The 15,513-nt window shown below is 63.3% G+C and carries 12 protein-coding genes; 7 read left to right on the top strand and 5 right to left on the bottom strand.

What is annotated here, in order from left to right; genetic code table 11:
• Window positions 1–9: 9 nt before the first annotated feature.
• Complete coding sequence (locus H7F36_RS15040; protein WP_187051584.1) at window positions 10–1,533, bottom strand: CoA-acylating methylmalonate-semialdehyde dehydrogenase; 1,524 nt, start codon at window positions 1,531–1,533, stop codon at window positions 10–12.
• Between the two features lie 112 nt (window positions 1,534–1,645).
• On the opposite strand from H7F36_RS15040, the gene H7F36_RS15035 reads away from it, so the two are divergent.
• The gene (locus tag H7F36_RS15035) at window positions 1,646–2,542 is read left to right on the top strand and encodes a LysR family transcriptional regulator (RefSeq protein ID WP_187051583.1); all 897 of its coding nucleotides are present in this window, start codon (window positions 1,646–1,648) and stop codon (window positions 2,540–2,542) included.
• A 69-nt stretch (window positions 2,543–2,611) separates the two neighbouring features.
• Here H7F36_RS15035 and H7F36_RS15030 read toward each other — a convergent pair whose 3' ends face one another.
• Both H7F36_RS15030 and bglX read right to left on the bottom strand, forming a co-directional pair.
• On the bottom strand, window positions 2,612–4,012 hold the full coding sequence (locus H7F36_RS15030) for a CoA transferase (protein ID WP_187051582.1): 1,401 nt from the start codon (window positions 4,010–4,012) through the stop codon (window positions 2,612–2,614).
• 72 nt (window positions 4,013–4,084) lie between these two features.
• Entirely contained in the window at window positions 4,085–6,412 is a 2,328-nt protein-coding gene (bglX, locus tag H7F36_RS15025; RefSeq protein WP_187051581.1) for a beta-glucosidase BglX, read from the bottom strand.
• A 296-nt stretch (window positions 6,413–6,708) separates the two neighbouring features.
• Here bglX and H7F36_RS15020 point away from each other — a divergent pair, with 296 nt between their 5' ends.
• Window positions 6,709–8,277, top strand: a complete 1,569-nt coding sequence (locus tag H7F36_RS15020) for a glucan biosynthesis protein G (RefSeq protein ID WP_187051580.1) — start codon at window positions 6,709–6,711, stop codon at window positions 8,275–8,277.
• 63 nt (window positions 8,278–8,340) lie between these two features.
• On the opposite strand, the gene H7F36_RS15015 is transcribed toward H7F36_RS15020, so the two are convergent.
• Together H7F36_RS15015 and H7F36_RS15010 are read right to left on the bottom strand one after the other, a co-directional pair.
• Entirely contained in the window at window positions 8,341–8,979 is a 639-nt protein-coding gene (locus H7F36_RS15015; protein WP_187051579.1) for a 3-oxoacid CoA-transferase subunit B, read from the bottom strand.
• 1 nt (window position 8,980) lies between these two features.
• Complete coding sequence (locus H7F36_RS15010; protein WP_187051578.1) at window positions 8,981–9,820, bottom strand: CoA transferase subunit A; 840 nt, start codon at window positions 9,818–9,820, stop codon at window positions 8,981–8,983.
• Between the two features lie 114 nt (window positions 9,821–9,934).
• Between H7F36_RS15010 and H7F36_RS15005 the strand changes: the two genes are divergently transcribed.
• The 5 genes from H7F36_RS15005 to H7F36_RS14985 all read left to right on the top strand — a co-directional run bounded on the left by H7F36_RS15005 (window position 9,935) and on the right by H7F36_RS14985 (window position 15,508).
• Entirely contained in the window at window positions 9,935–10,522 is a 588-nt protein-coding gene (locus tag H7F36_RS15005) for a LuxR C-terminal-related transcriptional regulator (protein ID WP_187051577.1), read from the top strand.
• Window positions 10,523–10,552: 30 nt separating this feature from the next.
• Window positions 10,553–11,653, top strand: coding sequence for a LacI family DNA-binding transcriptional regulator (locus tag H7F36_RS15000; RefSeq protein ID WP_261802306.1), 1,101 nt, complete (start codon window positions 10,553–10,555; stop codon window positions 11,651–11,653).
• 99 nt (window positions 11,654–11,752) lie between these two features.
• On the top strand, window positions 11,753–12,712 hold the full coding sequence (locus tag H7F36_RS14995) for a substrate-binding domain-containing protein (RefSeq protein WP_187051576.1): 960 nt from the start codon (window positions 11,753–11,755) through the stop codon (window positions 12,710–12,712).
• 28 nt (window positions 12,713–12,740) lie between these two features.
• Window positions 12,741–14,276 carry a sugar ABC transporter ATP-binding protein gene (locus H7F36_RS14990; RefSeq protein WP_187051575.1) on the top strand — a complete coding sequence of 512 codons (1,536 nt, stop codon included), beginning with the start codon at window positions 12,741–12,743 and terminating at the stop codon, window positions 14,274–14,276.
• Entirely contained in the window at window positions 14,276–15,508 is a 1,233-nt protein-coding gene (locus H7F36_RS14985) for an ABC transporter permease (RefSeq protein WP_187051574.1), read from the top strand. Before H7F36_RS14990 ends, H7F36_RS14985 begins: the two co-directional genes overlap by 1 nt.
• Window positions 15,509–15,513 lie beyond the last annotated feature (5 nt).

Below are 15,513 nucleotides of genomic sequence, written 5' to 3'. Positions count from 1 at the left end.
CCGAAGCAGTTACTTGAGACTGATCGTGGTGTTGACGCCCTGGCTCACCGTGCTGTCGTCGAACCAGCGCGAAGTAATCGTCTTGGTCTGCGTGTAGAACATGATGACCTGCTTGCCGTAGGGGCCCAGGTCACCCAGCTTCGAAGCGCGGGAACCGGTGAACGAGAACATCGGCACCGGCACCGGAATCGGCACGTTGATGCCGACCTGGCCGACATCGATGTCTTCCTGGAACTTGCGCGCGGCCGCACCCGACTGGGTGAAGATGGCGGTGCCGTTGCCGTTCGGGTTGGCGTTGATCAGTTCGATGGCCTCGTCCAGGCTCGCGGCATTCACCGTACACAAAACCGGGCCGAAGACTTCCTGCTCATAGATCACCATGCCGGGCTTCACATCGGCGAACACAGTCGGGCCGATGAAGTTGCCCTTTTCGTAGCCAGGCACTTTCGGATTGCGGCCGTCGAGCGCGAGCGTGGCGCCGTCGGCAATGCCGCGTTCGATCAGGTAGGTGACGCGGTCGTGCGCAGCACAGGAAATCAATGGGCCGATGTCGACGCCCTTCTCGGTGCCGCCGCCCATCTTCAGCGAGTTGGCTTTCGCGATCAGGTCGGGCACCCACTTCTGCGCTTCACCCACCAGCACCGCCACCGACACCGCCATGCAGCGTTGGCCGGCGGCGCCGAAGCCGGCACCGGCCAGTGCGTTGAGCGTCTGATCCTTGTTGGCGTCGGGCATCACGATGGCGTGGTTCTTCGCGCCCATCATGCATTGCGCGCGCTTGCCGGTGGCGATGGCTCGGTTGTAGACATGGGTGCCGACCTTGGTCGAACCGACGAAGCTGATGGCCTTGATGTCCTTGTGATCGCAGATCGCGTTGACCACGGCTTCGCCACCATGGATGACGTTCAGCACGCCGGGCGGAATGCCGGCCTGCAGCGCCAATTCGCACAGGCGCATCGTCACCATCGGGTCTTGCTCGGACGGCTTCAGCACGAAGGTGTTGCCGGTGACGATCGCCATCGGGAACATCCACAAAGGGATCATCGCGGGGAAGTTGAAAGGCGTGATGCCGGCACACACGCCCAGCGGCTGCAGCAGCGTGTAGGTGTCGACGCCATTGGCCACGTTGTTGGCCATTTCTCCCAGCTGCAAGTTGCCGATGGCGGAGGCGTGCTCGACCACTTCGAGGCCGCGGAACACGTCGCCTTCGGCATCCGGCAAGGTCTTGCCCTGTTCGGCCGTAAGGATGGCGGCGAGCTCGGCCATGTTCTCGCGGATGAGCTGCTGGTACCTCAGGAAGATGCGGGCGCGGGCGCCGATCGGGGTCTTTTTCCAGGTCTTGAAGGCGCCCTTGGCGGAGGCGACCGCGGCATCGACTTCGGCCGGCGTCGCGAACGGTACCTTGGCCAGCACCTCTTGCGTGGCCGGGTTCACGACGTCGCGCCACTCAGTGGTTTTCGACTCGATGAACTTGCCGCCGATGAGCAGCTTGACGGTGGCGACCGTGGTGGCGGGTTTGACTTTGGCGTCCATGAATTTGTCTCCTGATAGGTTGTCGCAGTGCCTGCGCAGCCCGTCATCCTAGCTTTGCAGATTTGCGATAGCAATAGACAAATTCGCACCCGACCTCTGCATAATTGCAGAGATGGATTGGGACAACCTGCGGTATTTCTTGGAACTCGCGCGCTCGGGCACCTTGCAGAGCGCCGCGCGCCGGCTGGAGGTCGATCACACGACCGTCGCGCGCCGCATCCAGGCGCTTGAAAAGCAGGTCGGCTCGCCGCTCTTCTCGCGGGAGGCCAATGGGCATCGGCTGACTGAGGCAGGTCGACGGTTGCAGCCGCAAGTCGAGGCGATGGAAGGTGCGTTTCGGGCCGTCGAGAGCGCCGCACCCACTTCGCACGAGGGCCTGTCGGGCGTGGTGCGCATCGGCGCGACCGAAGGCTTCGGCACCATCGTGCTGGCGCCGCAGCTCGCGCTCTTCGCGGGCCGGCACCCCAGGTTGCTGATCGACCTGCTGGCCATGCCGCGACTGGTGCACCTGTCGCGCCGCGAGGCCGACATCGTGATCTCGCTCGAACGTCCGGCGCGTGGGCCGGTGCTCGTGACCAAGCTCACCGACTACACGCTGCGGCTCTACGCATCGAAGAAATACCTGGCGAAACACCAGCCCATCAAGGCACGCGAAGACCTGCGCGGCCACACCTTCATCAGCTATGTCGACGACCTGCTGTTCAGCAAGGAGTTGCAGTACCTGGACGAGTTGTACAAACCCGATGCCTTCGCGCTGCGCAGCACCAGCGTGCTCGCGCAGTACGAAGCCACCGCAGCCGGCGCCGGCATCGCGGTGCTGCCCGCCTTTATCGCGGGACGCGACAAATCGTTGCGCCGCGTGCTGCCCGATCAGCCGCAAGCGCAGTTCACGCGCAGCTTCTGGATGTCGATGCCGGCCGAGACCAAGCACCTGGCGCGCATGCGGGCCGTGTGGGATTTTTTGCGGCAGACCGCCGAGATGCAAAAGGACGTGCTGCTGCCGGAGTGAGCCGAGCGTGCGCCGCACAAGGCCAATCGAGCGCGCGGCGATCCAGCGCTGGGAGCCCGGCCCTGGCGTTCAAATCCAGCGTACTGGATGGCTCCCCGGCGGCATCGAAGGCTTGCGCCACAAGGCAGGCGTGCGCGAAAGCTGCGCGCTGTGCCGTACCGCCCGCAGCAGACCGAAGCCCGATTCCGACGTCTCGAGAAACGGCGCCAACTCCGGCCGCGGCGCGGAAAGCCCGCCGGCGACACGGCCGAGCGAGCGCAGCCACTGCGCAGTCTGCGCAAGCGACACCTGCACATGCCAGCTGCCGCCTTCGCGCTGCTGGCGCCAGAGCGCGGCCGCCGCACCAAAAGCGATGAGGTAGCCGGTGGCTTCGTCGAGGATCTGCATCGGCATCGGGCGTGGCATGCCGTCGCCAGCGGCCTCGCCCTCGGCATGGTTGAAGCCCATGGCGGTCTGCAGCAGCGAATCGAAACCACGGCGCCCGGCCCACGGACCTTGCGTGCCGTAAGCCGACAAGGAGACGCAGACGATGCCGGGTCGCAGGTTGGCGAGATCGGCCGCCCCGAAACCCAGCGCGGCAAGGCCGCCCGAACGGTAGCCCTGCACGAAGACATGCGCCCCGCCGATGACTCGCTGCAAGTCGGCGCGGCCCGCATCGGTGCGCAGATCCGCATGCACCGACAGCTTGCCCCGGCTGGTGTCGGCGATGGCCGAGATGTTGGGCAGGGTCGGCGAATTGACCAGCATCACCTGCGCACCGTAGGCCGCCAGCGCCTTGCCGCCGACCGGCCCGGCCAGCACGCGTGTGAGGTCGAGCACGCGCACGCCGCCGAGCGGTCGTTGGCCCTCGCGCAACGGCGGCAATGCCAGCGGCGGTGTGGCGTCGTCGGATGCGGCGTCGTCACCGATGCGCTCGATGGTGAAAAGCGGCTGCCCTGCCACCGCTTGTGCATGCGGCGTGGCGTCCCATTCGTCGAAGCTGCGCAGCGCCGCGACGACCAGGCCGCGTTTGGCCGCGGCTTGTTCGAAATCGAGCGCGCGCCAGTCACGCAGCGCTTGTTCGGCATCGGCGCGCTGCGCCTTCGACGGATCGAGGCCGAGCAGCGCCAGCGCGCCGTCGCGATGGTGCGCGAAGTTGGCGTGGACGCGCACGTGCCCGTCGGCACAACGATACAAGCCGGAGAACGCGTCCCATGGGTCGGGCGATACATCGTCGATGCTGAACCAGCCGGTGCATTCCACCGCGGCGTGAGTCATGTCGACCGCTACTTGCTGGCGCGGGGCGCCGCGCAAGTGGCCGAGTTCGCAGGCCGCGAGAGCCGCAGCGGCGATGGTGCTTTGTGCCGCGGCACCGACCGCGAACGACGAAGGGAATACGGGCTCGGTGCCCGTGAGACGCGCGCAGCCCAGCGCCTCGGCGGGCAGCCCGGCGTCGGCCCAAAGTTTGTCGAGAATGTCAGGAACGTTCACGTGCGATCTCCTGTTGCGTTCCGCGACCTGCGAAGTGCGACCTGCGACCTGCGACCTGCGTCTGCTCTCGCCCTACTGCAGATCGAAGTTCTTTTCCTTCACGGCTTCCGAGTCGAGGCCGATCTGGACCGTGAACGTACCCGGTTCTGCCACGCGCTGCAGCTGGGCGTTGAAGAACTTGAGTTTTTCTTCGTCCACAGTGAAGCGGACGACCTTCTCTTCGCCCGGTTTCAGCATGATCTTGCGAAAGTCCTTGAGTTCCTTCACGGGCCGCACGACGGACGCAGCGACATCGCGGATGTACAGCTGCACAACGGTTTCACCTCCGCGCTGGCCGGTGTTCTTCACCGTCACGCTTGCTTCCACCTTGGCGCCGCGCGCCATCGTCGCGCTCGACAATGTCACATCGGACACGTTGAAGTCGGTGTAGCTGATGCCGTAGCCAAAGGGATAGAGCGCGCCGTTGGGTTCCTCGAAATACTGCGAGGTGTAGTTACCCGGCTTGCCCGGCGTGAACGGGCGGCCGAGGCGCGGATGGTTGTAGTAGATCGGGATCTGGCCGACCGAGCGCGGAAAGCTGATGGGCAGCTTGCCGGCCGGGTTGTAGTCGCCGAACAGCACGTCGGCAATGGCGTTGCCGCCCTCGATGCCGGTGTACCAGGTCTCCAGAATGGCATCGGCCTCTTTCTGCTCGCGTTGCAGCGCGAGCGGCCTGCCGTTCATCAGCACCAGCACGATCGGTTTGCCGGTCGCCTTCATCGCGGTGATCAGGGCACGCTGGCTCTGCGGGAGATCGAGGCTCGTGCGGCTCGATGATTCGTGCGACATGCCGCGCGACTCGCCCACCGCCACCACCACCACGTCGGCCCGGCGCGCCGCCTTCACGGCCTCGGCGATCATGGCGGCAGGCGCACGCTTGTCCTGCGTCACTTCGGGCGAATCCCAGTTGAGGTAATTGAGGTACTTGACGATCTCTTCGTCGTTGGTGAGGTTGGCGCCGCGTGCATAGATCAGGTTCTTGCCAATCGCATTGACAAGCCCGGTTCGCAACGTCACGGAAGCCTTGTAATCGCCGGCCGCAGACCAGCTGCCCAGCATGTCGATCGGTGCATCTGCCAGCGGACCGACCAGCGCGACCTTGGCGGTCTTCGAAAGCGGCAAGGTGTTGTTGCGGTTCTCCAGCAGCACCACGGATTTGCGCGCGGCATCGCGCGCCGCGGGCCGACTCAGGCGGCTGTCGGCTTTGAGGTCCGGTGGATCGTCCGCGGCCACGCCGATCCGCACATAAGGGTTCTGAAAGAGGCCCATGTCGTACTTGGCGCCCAGCACTTCGCGCACCGCGTTGTCGATCTCCGTCATGCTGACTTCGCCCGACTTCACCAGGCCCGGCAGTTCCTTCAGGTAGACCGAGTCGGCCATGCTCATGTCGATGCCCGTCTTGATGGCGAGCTTGGCGGCCTCACGCTCGTCCTTGGCGACGCCGTGGCGGGTCAGCTCGACGATGGCGCCGTGGTCACTTACCGCGACGCCCTTGAAGCCCCAGTCCTTGCGCAACAGGTCCTGCATGAGCCAGGTGTTCGATGTCGCCGGCACGCCGTTGATGGAGTTGAGCGCCACCATCACGCCGCCCGCCCCCGCATCGATGGCGGCGCGATATGGCGGCAGGTAGTCCTGGTACATGCGCATCGGGCTCATGTCGACCGTGTTGTAGTCGCGTCCGCCCTCGACCGCACCGTACAGCGCGAAATGCTTGACCGCGGCCATCACATTGTTGGGGCCGATCGGCAGCTTGCCCTGGAAGCCCCGGACCACGGTCTTGGCGATCTCCGAGACAAGGTACGGGTCTTCGCCAAAGCCTTCCGACGTGCGGCCCCAGCGCGGGTCGCGAGAGATATCGACCATCGGCGCGAAGGTCATGTCGGCCGCATCGGCGCTCGCTTCTTTGGCTGCCGTACGCGCCATCGACGTCACCACGTCCATGTCCCAACTCGACGCCAGCCCGAGCCCGATGGGAAACGTGGTGCGGTGACCGTGGATCACGTCGAACGCGAAGAACATCGGGATCTTCATCCGGCTGCGCTGGGTCGCTGCGTCTTGCAGCTGGCGGTTGTGCGGGCGGTTGACCGAGTTGAAGGTACCGCCGATCCGGCCGGCAGCGATCTCGTCGGCCAGTTGCGCGATCGGCATTTCGGGTCCGATGCTGATCAGGCGCAATTGCCCGACCTTTTCATCGAGTGTCATCTTGCCGAGCAGGTCGGCGATGAACGCGCTCTTGTCCGACATGGAGACGGCAGGCACCGCGGCGGGCGCTGTCTGGGTGAAAGCCGGCGCGCTGGCGAGACCGGCCAGCAGAGCCATCGACAAAGAAAAACTCGGGGACAACTTGAACGACAACTTCATCGAATAACCTTCTGTGATCGGCAGCTGCTTTCAGACTTGTGTCGCAGTGCCGGTGCGTCTCTTTGGGCAATCGGGCGATGCTAAGCTAAAGACTTGTACCGCCAGCAGTCACCCGCAATCACCGATGGCTGGCCTCGAATTTGCGAGACTCTCGCAATCCCACGCGACCCTGCCCGACGCCATCGCGCCTCCTCCATCGCGCCTTCTGGATCTATCCGATGTTGCCCACTGCTGCACTCCGAAGAGCAAAGCCTTTTGCCCGCTTCGTTTCTGTTTCCTTCGTCCTGTCTTGCCTGATGGCTTTGTCGAGCGTGCTGATCGCCGGCCAGGCGCAAGCGTTTTCGCTGGACGACGTGACGGCCAGGGCGCGCGATTTGATGGACAAGCCGTACGCGGCGCCAGTCAGCAACCTGCCGCCGGTGTTCAGCAACATGCAGTTCGCCGACTACCAGAAGATGCAGCCGCTGATCGACAAGTTCGAGTGGCGCGACAAGGGCACGCCGTTCAAGCTGAGCTTCTATCACCAGGGCATGCAGTTCAACGCGCCGGTCAAGATCAGCGAGATCGTCGGCAGCGAAGTGCAGGAGATCAAGTACGACGCCAGCCGCTTCGACTTCGGCGACCTCAAGTTCGACAAGGACGCGACAGCCAAGCTCGGCTATGCCGGCTTCAGGGTGATGTACCCGATCAATCAGGACGGCAAAGACGACGAGATCATGAGCTTTCTCGGCGCCAGTTATTTCAGGGTGGTCGGCAAGGGCCAGGTCTATGGGCTCTCGAGCCGCGGACTGGCGATCGATACCGCGTTGCCCGCGCCTGAAGAGTTCCCCAACTTTCGCGAGTTCTGGATCCAGCGGCCCAATCCACAAGACAAGCAACTGGTCATCTATGCGCTACTCGATTCGCCCCGTGCGACCGGCGCCTACCAATTCATTCTGACGCCCGGCAAAGACGCGGTGCTCGACGTGCAAGCCAACCTTTTCATGCGCGGCGACGTCAACACGCTCGGCATCGCGCCGTTGACCAGCATGTTCCTGTATGGCCCGAACCAGCAGAGCGAGAAGCGCAATTTTCGCCCTGCCATCCACGATTCGAACGGGCTGGCCATACACACCGGCAGCGGTGAATGGCTGTGGCGGCCGCTCAACAATCCGCGCAATCTGTCGATCAGCACCTTTCAGGTCGAGAACCCGCTGGGCTTCGGCCTGCTGCAGCGTGGCCGCGAGTTCTCGCGCTTCGAAGATCTGAAAGACCGCTACGACCTGCGCCCGAGCGCGTGGATAGAGCCGCAGGGCAAGTGGGGCAAGGGCAAGGTCGAGCTGGTCGAGATCCCGACGCCAGACGAGACCAACGACAACATCGTCGCCTTCTGGACGCCCGACGTGCAACCGAAAAAAGGTCAGGCGATGCAGTACGCCTACCGCATGCACTGGACCACCGACGAAGCTGCCCTGCACGGCCAGGACAACGCCTGGGTACGGCAGACATTCAACACGGCCGGCGAGTTGATGCAGCCCAACCTGATCCGCAAGCTCGATGGCAGCACGGCGTTGCTGATCGACTTCGAAGGGCCGCGGCTGTCGAAGCTGCCGGCCGATGCCGTGGTCACGGCGCAGGTCAGTGTCGGTGACAACGCGGAGCTGCTGGAGAACGTGCTTCAGCGCAACACGGCGATCAACGGCTGGCGGCTCACATTGCGGGTGAAGGTGAAGAACCCCGTACAGCCGGTGGAGATGCGCGCGGCGCTGCTGCAGGGCGACAAGGCGATCAGTGAAACCTGGAGCTACCAGATACCGCCGAATGCGGCACCGGTGGCGGCTGCTGCGCCCGATCCAGCATCGGCAGCACCAAAGACAACGCCCTGAGCATTCGCAGGCGCAGGGCGGCGGGCTCCTTGGGTGCCTTCGGTGCCTTGCAATGGCGCTCGCTTACTTGATCAGCTTCACGCCTGTCTTGGCCTGAAGCGCATCGAAGGTCACGCCGTCGGCCAACTCGACGAGCTTGAGACCTTCAGGCGTCACATCGAGCACGGCCATGTCGGTGATGATGCGATCGACCACGCCCACTCCGGTCAATGGCAGCGTGCACTCTTCAAGAATTTTCAGGTCTTCGGTGCCGTCCTTCTTCTTCGCGACGTGCTCCATCAGCACGATCACGCGCTTGACGCCGGCCACCAGGTCCATCGCGCCGCCCATGCCCTTGACCATCTTGCCGGGGATCATCCAGTTGGCGAGGTCGCCCTTGGCGCTCACTTGCATGGCGCCCAGGATGCTGAGGTTGATCTTGCCGCCGCGGATCATGGCGAAGCTTTCGTGGCTGCCGAAGATGGCGCTGCCCGGCAGCGTGGTCACGGTCTGCTTGCCGGCGTTGATGAGGTCGGCGTCGACCATGTCTTCGGTCGGGAACGCGCCGATGCCCAGCATGCCGTTTTCGCTCTGCAGCCAGACTTCCTTGTCACCGACGAAGTTGGCGACCAGCGTCGGAATGCCGATGCCCAGGTTCACGTAGAAGCCATCTTCGAGCTCTTGCGCCGCACGGGCGGCCATTTGGTCTTGCGTCCAGGGCATGTCAGGCTCCTTCTTTCTTGTTGCTGGTGCCGGCGGGCACGACGGGAACGGGCATCTCGGCGCCGACGGCGGCAGCGTGTGCGATCACGGCCTTGGCTTCTTCCTTGGCAGCCGCCACGTCGGCCGGCGCAGCGGCGGTCACGGTGCGCTTTTCGATGCGCTTTTCAGGCGTCGCGTTCAGCACGATGCGGTGCACGTAGATGCCCGGCAGATGGATGTCGTCAGGTGCCAGTTCCCCGAGTTCGACGATCTTCTCGACCTCGACGATGCAGATCTTTCCGGCCATGGCCACGGCGGGGTTGAAGTTGCGTGCCGTCAGCCGAAAGCGCAGGTTGCCGGAGGTATCGGCGATGTGCGCCTTGACCAACGCCACATCGGGCACCAGCGAATGTTCCATGACGTAGGTCTCGCTTACTCCGTTGGTGATGAACTCGCGCAGTTCCTTGCCTTCGGCCACCAGCGTACCGACACCGGTCTTGGTGAAGAAGGCCGGAATGCCGGCGCCGCCGGCGCGCAGCTTTTCGGCCAGCGTGCCTTGGGGCGTGAATTCGAGTTCGAGTTCGCCGGCCAAGTATTGCCGTTCGAACTCCTTGTTCTCGCCGACGTACGACGCGACCATTTTCTTGATCTGCCGCGTGCCCAGCAGTTTGCCGAGGCCGAAACCATCGACGCCTGCGTTGTTCGAAATGCAGGTCAGGTTCTTGACGCCGGAATCGTGCAGTGCATCGATCAGCGCCTCCGGTATGCCGCAGAGGCCGAAGCCGCCGACCGCCAGCGTTTGCCCATCGGCAACGACGCCTTTGAGTGCCGCGTCGGCGGACGGATAGATTTTGTTCGCCATGGCCTGTGATCCTTGCTCGGTGAATAAAACGAAAGGGAAAGGGGTGCCGGGAATCATGTCCAGGGCAGCGCTGCCCGGAACGATACTACGTAGCCTCATACGTAGTATTTCGTAATGGCGACACCCTACCCCGCTCCGGCGCCCATCGATTACCGGCTGGCTTTCGAGCATGCGCCTGTCGGCATGGTGCTGTCGCGCGACCGCACCATGGTCGACTGCAACGCGCGGCTTTGCGAAATGTTCGGCGCACCGCGCGAGGCATTGGTCGGCCAGTCGTTTCGGGTGCTGTACCCAAGCGTGGCCGAGTTCGAGCGCATCGGCAAACGCATGGAACCGATCCTGAACGCCAGCGGCCGTTACGCCGACAACCGCATGATGAAGCGGCTCGACGGCGTATATGGAGCCCTGCGCGGCGAGACCTTCTGGTGCCACGTGACCGGGCGTGCACTCAATCGGGCAGCGCCGCACGAGTCTGGCATCTGGACCTTCGAGGACCTTGGCTCGCGACGCTCCGTGACGGCCGAGCTCACGCCGCGCGAGCGTGAAGTGGCAGCGCATGTCATGCAGGGGCTGACCTCCAAGCAGATCGGCAAGGCGCTCGGCATCAGTCATCGAACGGTCGAGTTGCATCGGGCGCGGCTGATGCGAAAGTACAGCGCGTCGACCACGGCGGAACTGGTGCAAAAGCTCATCGCCACCTGAGCGCTCGGGGAAAACCAGTAGCGGCGGCCCTTGTACGCAGCAAAGCCTTCACGCACAATTATTGAAACGTTATATTTAATGGACACAGACAACGCATCCCTCCTTCCCAGCGTGACCCTGCGCGAGGTTGCCAACGCGGCGGGCGTCTCGGTCGGCACCGCATCCAAGGTGCTTGCTGGAAAAGCCGGTGTCTCGTTGCGACGCAGCGAAAGCGTCCGTGCTGCAGCCAAAACCCTGGGCTACCGGCCGAACGGCATTGCGGCCGATCTGCGGCGCAACCGCTCGACATCGATCGGACTGGTCATCCCCGACCTGCTCAATTCGTTTTTCCTCGAGCTCGTGCACGCGCTTGAAAAGTTCGCTTCGACCAACGGCTACTTCCTGGTGCTGGCGCATGCCGACGAAGATCCAAAAATCGAAATGGACCGCATCCGCTTCGTCTTGTCACGCCAGGTCGCCGGCATGATCCTGATCCCTTGCCTGGGCTACGACCATGCCCTTGAGGAGCTGCAGCAGTGCAACGTCCCGGTGGTCATGGCCGACCGTGTGAACGACAGCTTTCCGGTCAACACGGTCACCACCGACAGCCTGCATGCGGCACACATGGGCACGCAATACCTGCTGTCACTCGGCCACCGGCGCATTGCTTTCGCGGTGAACACGCTCGACCTCGTGAACAGCCGGGACCGGGCCGATGGCTATATCAAGGCGATGCAGGAGGCCGATCTGGCCGACCACATCCAGATCGTCATGTGCGGCATGAATGCAGCCCAGGCCCATCCGGTGATGCTCGACATGCTGATGAAGCCCGAGCGGCCGACCGCCCTCTTCACCGCCGGCAATGTGCTGACGCTCGCAGCCCTGCGGGCCATTGGCGACGCCAACCTGCAATTGCCCTCCGACCTGTCTCTGTTGAGCTTCGACGACGCACCCTGGATGTCGGTGCTGAAGCCCCGCATCAGTTCCATTCGGCAACCCGTCGAAGCCATCGGTCACGCCATTTGGCAACTCATGCTCGCCGGACTTCGGGGCCATCAAACCCAGCCGTTCTCGCACTTGCGCTTCAAGGCGGAGCTGTTGCCACGCGAGACCACAGCAGCCCGCCCGGTCCGGAAGAAACGCACCTCTTGATCCCTGCACACAAGGAACACTAAATATGCCGAAATAGAAATAGAAATTGAAACGTTTAATATTTATAGACAGATCTGACCAACAGACCGGAGACAACCCATGAAATATTCCAGAAGACTTCTTGTGAACGGCGCACTGGCCTTCGCGGCACTGGCGCTGGGCGTGCCGTCCAGCAACGCGCAGACACCGGGTAAAAAATACCGCTTCGGCTTTTCCCAGGTGACCACGCTCGAACCCTGGCGCGTCCAGTTCAACAAGGACATGCGGGCCGAGGCCGCCAAACATCCTGAGGTCGAACTGATCATCGCGGACGCGGGCGACCGCACCGACAAGCAGGTTGCCGACATGGATAACTTCATCACGCAGAAGATGGACGTGATCTTTATCTCCCCAAAAGAATCTGCCGGACTGACCGGTGTGGTCGAAAAGGCCACCAAAGCCGGCATCCCGGTGTTCGTGCTGGACCGCAACGTAGACGGCAAGGCCTTCACACAGTACATCGGTGGCGACAACGTCGCCATCGGTCGCGCAGCCGGGAAGTACGTCGTCGAGGTCCTTGGCGGTCCGGGCAAGGCGCAAGGCAACCTGATTGAAATCTGGGGCAATCAAGGCGTTCAGGCTGCGCACGACCGGCACAACGGCGTCTTCGAATCGGTCGGCAAGGAAAAAGGCATCACGTTGCTCAACGAGCGGGTCGACATCGACTGGAAGCAAGACAAGGCCTATGAGTACATGAAGACGATGCTGCGCCGCTTCCCTAAGATCGATGTGGTCTATGCGCAGAACGATCCGATGGCTTACGGCGCCTACCTTGCTGCCAAGGATCTGGGCCGCGAAAAGCAGATCAAGTTCATCGGCGCCGACGCGCTGCCGCAAGAGGGTGCGACCTGGGTCCTCAACGGCGAGTTGGCCGCGACCTTTCTCTATCCCACGCCAGGCGCAGAGGGAATCCGGCAGGCACTCAAGATGCTGAAGGGCGAGAAGATTCCTCCCAGCGTGACCCTCGAGACCGAAGGCGTTTTCAAGGAGAACGCCAAAGCCTTCATCGCCTCGCACTGATTCGCGCATGGCCGAACCCGCGCTGACAATGACAACCACCCGGGCCTGCCTCGTTCGCATGACCGGCATCAGTATGTCGTTCGGCGGCACCCAGGCGTTGGCAAGCGTCGACTTCAATCTCGAGCCTGGCGAGATCCATGCCATCGCCGGTGAAAACGGTGCGGGCAAGTCGACGTTGATGAAAATCCTGGCCGGCATTTATCAGCCCGACCGGGGTCAACTGGTTCTGCGCGGCGAGCCGAGCCAGATCTTTGGGGTGGCCGCCGCGCAAGCCGCAGGTATTGCCACGATCCATCAGGAGTTGAATCTCATCGACTCGCTCAGCGCTGTCGAAAACGTCTTCCTCGGCAAGGAACTGCTGACGCGCTGGCGCCTGCCCGACCGCCCGCGCATGCGGTCCCGGGCCACCACCGTGCTGCGCTCGCTCGGCTTCCCCGCCGACCCGCAAGCACCGGTGGGTGGTCTGCGCATGGGCGAGAGACAACTGGTGGAGATTGCCAAGGCACTGATCGCCGACGCGACAGTGTTGATCATGGACGAGCCGACGTCGGCCTTGTCGGACACCGAGACCCAGGCGCTCTATGTGCTGTGCCGGCGACTGCGCGCGCAAGGTATTGGCATCGTGCTGATCACGCACCGGCTGGAGGAGATGTTTCTGCTGGCGGATCGCATCAGCGTATTGCGCGACGGCCGGAAGATCGGGACCTGGGCGACCTCGGAGATCGAATCCCCCTCAGCCCTGGTGTCACTGATGATCGGGAAGAAATTTTCGGCACTCGGCGAGAAGGAGTGCGCGTTGCCGGGGCCGACCGTCTCGCCCTTGCTGACGGTCGAGCATCTGACCTTGGCCAATACGGCGCGCAGCGTGGTCGACGATATTTCCTTCACCGTCGGCGCGGGCGAAGTCGTCGGTCTGTCGGGCCTGCTCGGTGCGGGCAAGACCGAGATCCTTGAGGCGCTGTTTGGCATTTCGCCGCACCGCGTCGAAGGCCGCATTCATTACCAAGGCAAGGACGTCCGATTCGTGCAGCCCTGCGATGCCGTCGAGGCCGGCATCGGCATGGTGACCGAAGATCGAAAGCGCGACGGTCTGTTGCTGGAGCAAGACCTCGAGGCCAACTTCCTCCTGCCCAACCTCGGGCAATTGCCGGGCTATCCGCTCTATCGCAGGCGCCTGGCACGCGCCCGAACCATCGCCAATGCCACGACCTTCAACGTGCGCTACAAGTTCATCGAACAGCCCAGCGGCACGCTCAGCGGCGGCAACCAGCAGAAGCTCATCATCGGCAAATGGCTGCTGCGCCAACCACGTCTGCTGCTGCTCGACGAGCCGACCCGAGGTGTCGACACCGCGGCCAAAGCCGAGATCTATGCGCTCATCCGCGCCGCCACGCACGCCGGGCTCGCCGTGCTTATTGCAAGTGCAGAAATCGACGAACTCATGCTGCTGTGCGACCGCATTGTGGTGTTGTGCGCCGGCCGCGCCACGGGCACGTTGCAACGCTCCGAATTTTCAGCCAATGCACTGGTCCGGCTCGCCGCCGGCCATACCGGGACTTCTTGATGTTGATGCAATCCAGCGTGATCAAAGGCCTGCTCGCCAGCGCCAAGTACTACCTCGGCCTGATCGTGCTGCTGGCGATCGGCGTGCTGGCGTCGCCCCATGACGCCGACGGCGGCAACATTTTCATGAGCGGCTCCAATCTTTCGGATGTGTTTCGTCAGGTGTCGAACATCGGGATCATCTCGATCGGCATGACACTGGTGATCATCGCGGGTGGCATCGACCTCTCGGTCGGTTCGATCATGAGCCTGGGCAGTGTCCTGACGGCGATGCTGCTGACGCAAGCCGGCTGGACCGGCGCGTCTAGCTTCAGCCTCGCAGCGAGCGTGCCTGTGGTCGGCCTTCTGGCCTGGGTCGCAGCGCGTTATCTTCGCTCGAACACAACAACGACCGCAGCGTCGAATGAAAGCCGGGGCGCTTCCAACCCGAAGGTCGTGGTGGCCGTCATCGCCGCTCTGTCCGCCGGGCTTGGCCTGGGCATCGCCATCGCCGTCAAGTTGCCCGGCAAGCTGCCGTTGGGGCTGGTGCTGCTGGTGGTGCCACTCGCCGGTTGCGCGATGGGCATGCTGAACGGATGGATCATCACGCGAGGCAGGATGCAACCGTTTATCGTCACGCTGGCCAGCATGGTCGCCATCACCGGAGCAACGCGCCTGATCTCCGGTCAGGACACGGCGGTGCATGCGATCTACAGCGGCACCAACGCCACCACGGACATCGAGGCCCTGCGCGCCCTGTTGTTCGGCATCGTGCCGGTGCCCGCCCTGTTTTTCCTGGGCACCGCGCTGATCTTCGGCTTCGTATTGAGCCGCACCGTCTTCGGCAAGTACCTCTACGCCATCGGCGGCAACGAAAAATGCGCACGCCTGTCGGGACTGCGGGTCGACCGCCACAAGATCGCGACCTATGCCATCTCGGGCCTGTTGTCGGCCCTGGTCGGTGTACTGTTCGCTGCGCAGTTTCGACAAGGCAAGTCAGATGCCGGACTGGGTTGGGAGCTCGATGCGATCGCCGCCGTTGTGATCGGCGGGACCACCTTGATGGGAGGCGCCGGCCGCATCTCGGGAACCATTGCGGGCGTGCTGATCTTCGGGTTTCTGGGCAATATCTTGCTGCTCAACAACATCGACAGCAACACGCAATTGCTGCTGAAGGGAATCATCATCATCGTTGCCGTTTTTCTCCAGCAAACTCCGTTGTCACGCTTGGGCCTGACACGCAAATCACTCTGAGGCCC

The organism is Variovorax sp. PAMC28562 (genome assembly GCF_014303735.1).
Classification (GTDB): Bacteria; Pseudomonadota; Gammaproteobacteria; order Burkholderiales; family Burkholderiaceae_C; genus Variovorax.
Note: the sequence above shows the minus strand (reverse complement) of the source record. Positions and strands in the feature narration are given on the sequence as shown.

What these genes read in the sequence shown, in the direction of transcription:
- H7F36_RS15040 (WP_187051584.1), bottom strand. Translation starts at nt 1,533, where the DNA reads ATGGACGCCAAAGTCAAACCCGCCACCACGGTCGCCACCGTCAAGCTG.
- H7F36_RS15035 (WP_187051583.1), top strand. Translation starts at nt 1,646, where the DNA reads ATGGATTGGGACAACCTGCGGTATTTCTTGGAACTCGCGCGCTCGGGC.
- bglX (WP_187051581.1), bottom strand. Translation starts at nt 6,412, where the DNA reads ATGAAGTTGTCGTTCAAGTTGTCCCCGAGTTTTTCTTTGTCGATGGCT.
- H7F36_RS15020 (WP_187051580.1), top strand. Translation starts at nt 6,709, where the DNA reads ATGGCTTTGTCGAGCGTGCTGATCGCCGGCCAGGCGCAAGCGTTTTCG.
- H7F36_RS15015 (WP_187051579.1), bottom strand. Translation starts at nt 8,979, where the DNA reads ATGCCCTGGACGCAAGACCAAATGGCCGCCCGTGCGGCGCAAGAGCTC.
- H7F36_RS15010 (WP_187051578.1), bottom strand. Translation starts at nt 9,820, where the DNA reads ATGGCGAACAAAATCTATCCGTCCGCCGACGCGGCACTCAAAGGCGTC.
- H7F36_RS15005 (WP_187051577.1), top strand. Translation starts at nt 9,935, where the DNA reads ATGGCGACACCCTACCCCGCTCCGGCGCCCATCGATTACCGGCTGGCT.
- H7F36_RS14995 (WP_187051576.1), top strand. Translation starts at nt 11,753, where the DNA reads ATGAAATATTCCAGAAGACTTCTTGTGAACGGCGCACTGGCCTTCGCG.
- H7F36_RS14990 (WP_187051575.1), top strand. Translation starts at nt 12,741, where the DNA reads ATGACAACCACCCGGGCCTGCCTCGTTCGCATGACCGGCATCAGTATG.
- H7F36_RS14985 (WP_187051574.1), top strand. Translation starts at nt 14,276, where the DNA reads ATGTTGATGCAATCCAGCGTGATCAAAGGCCTGCTCGCCAGCGCCAAG.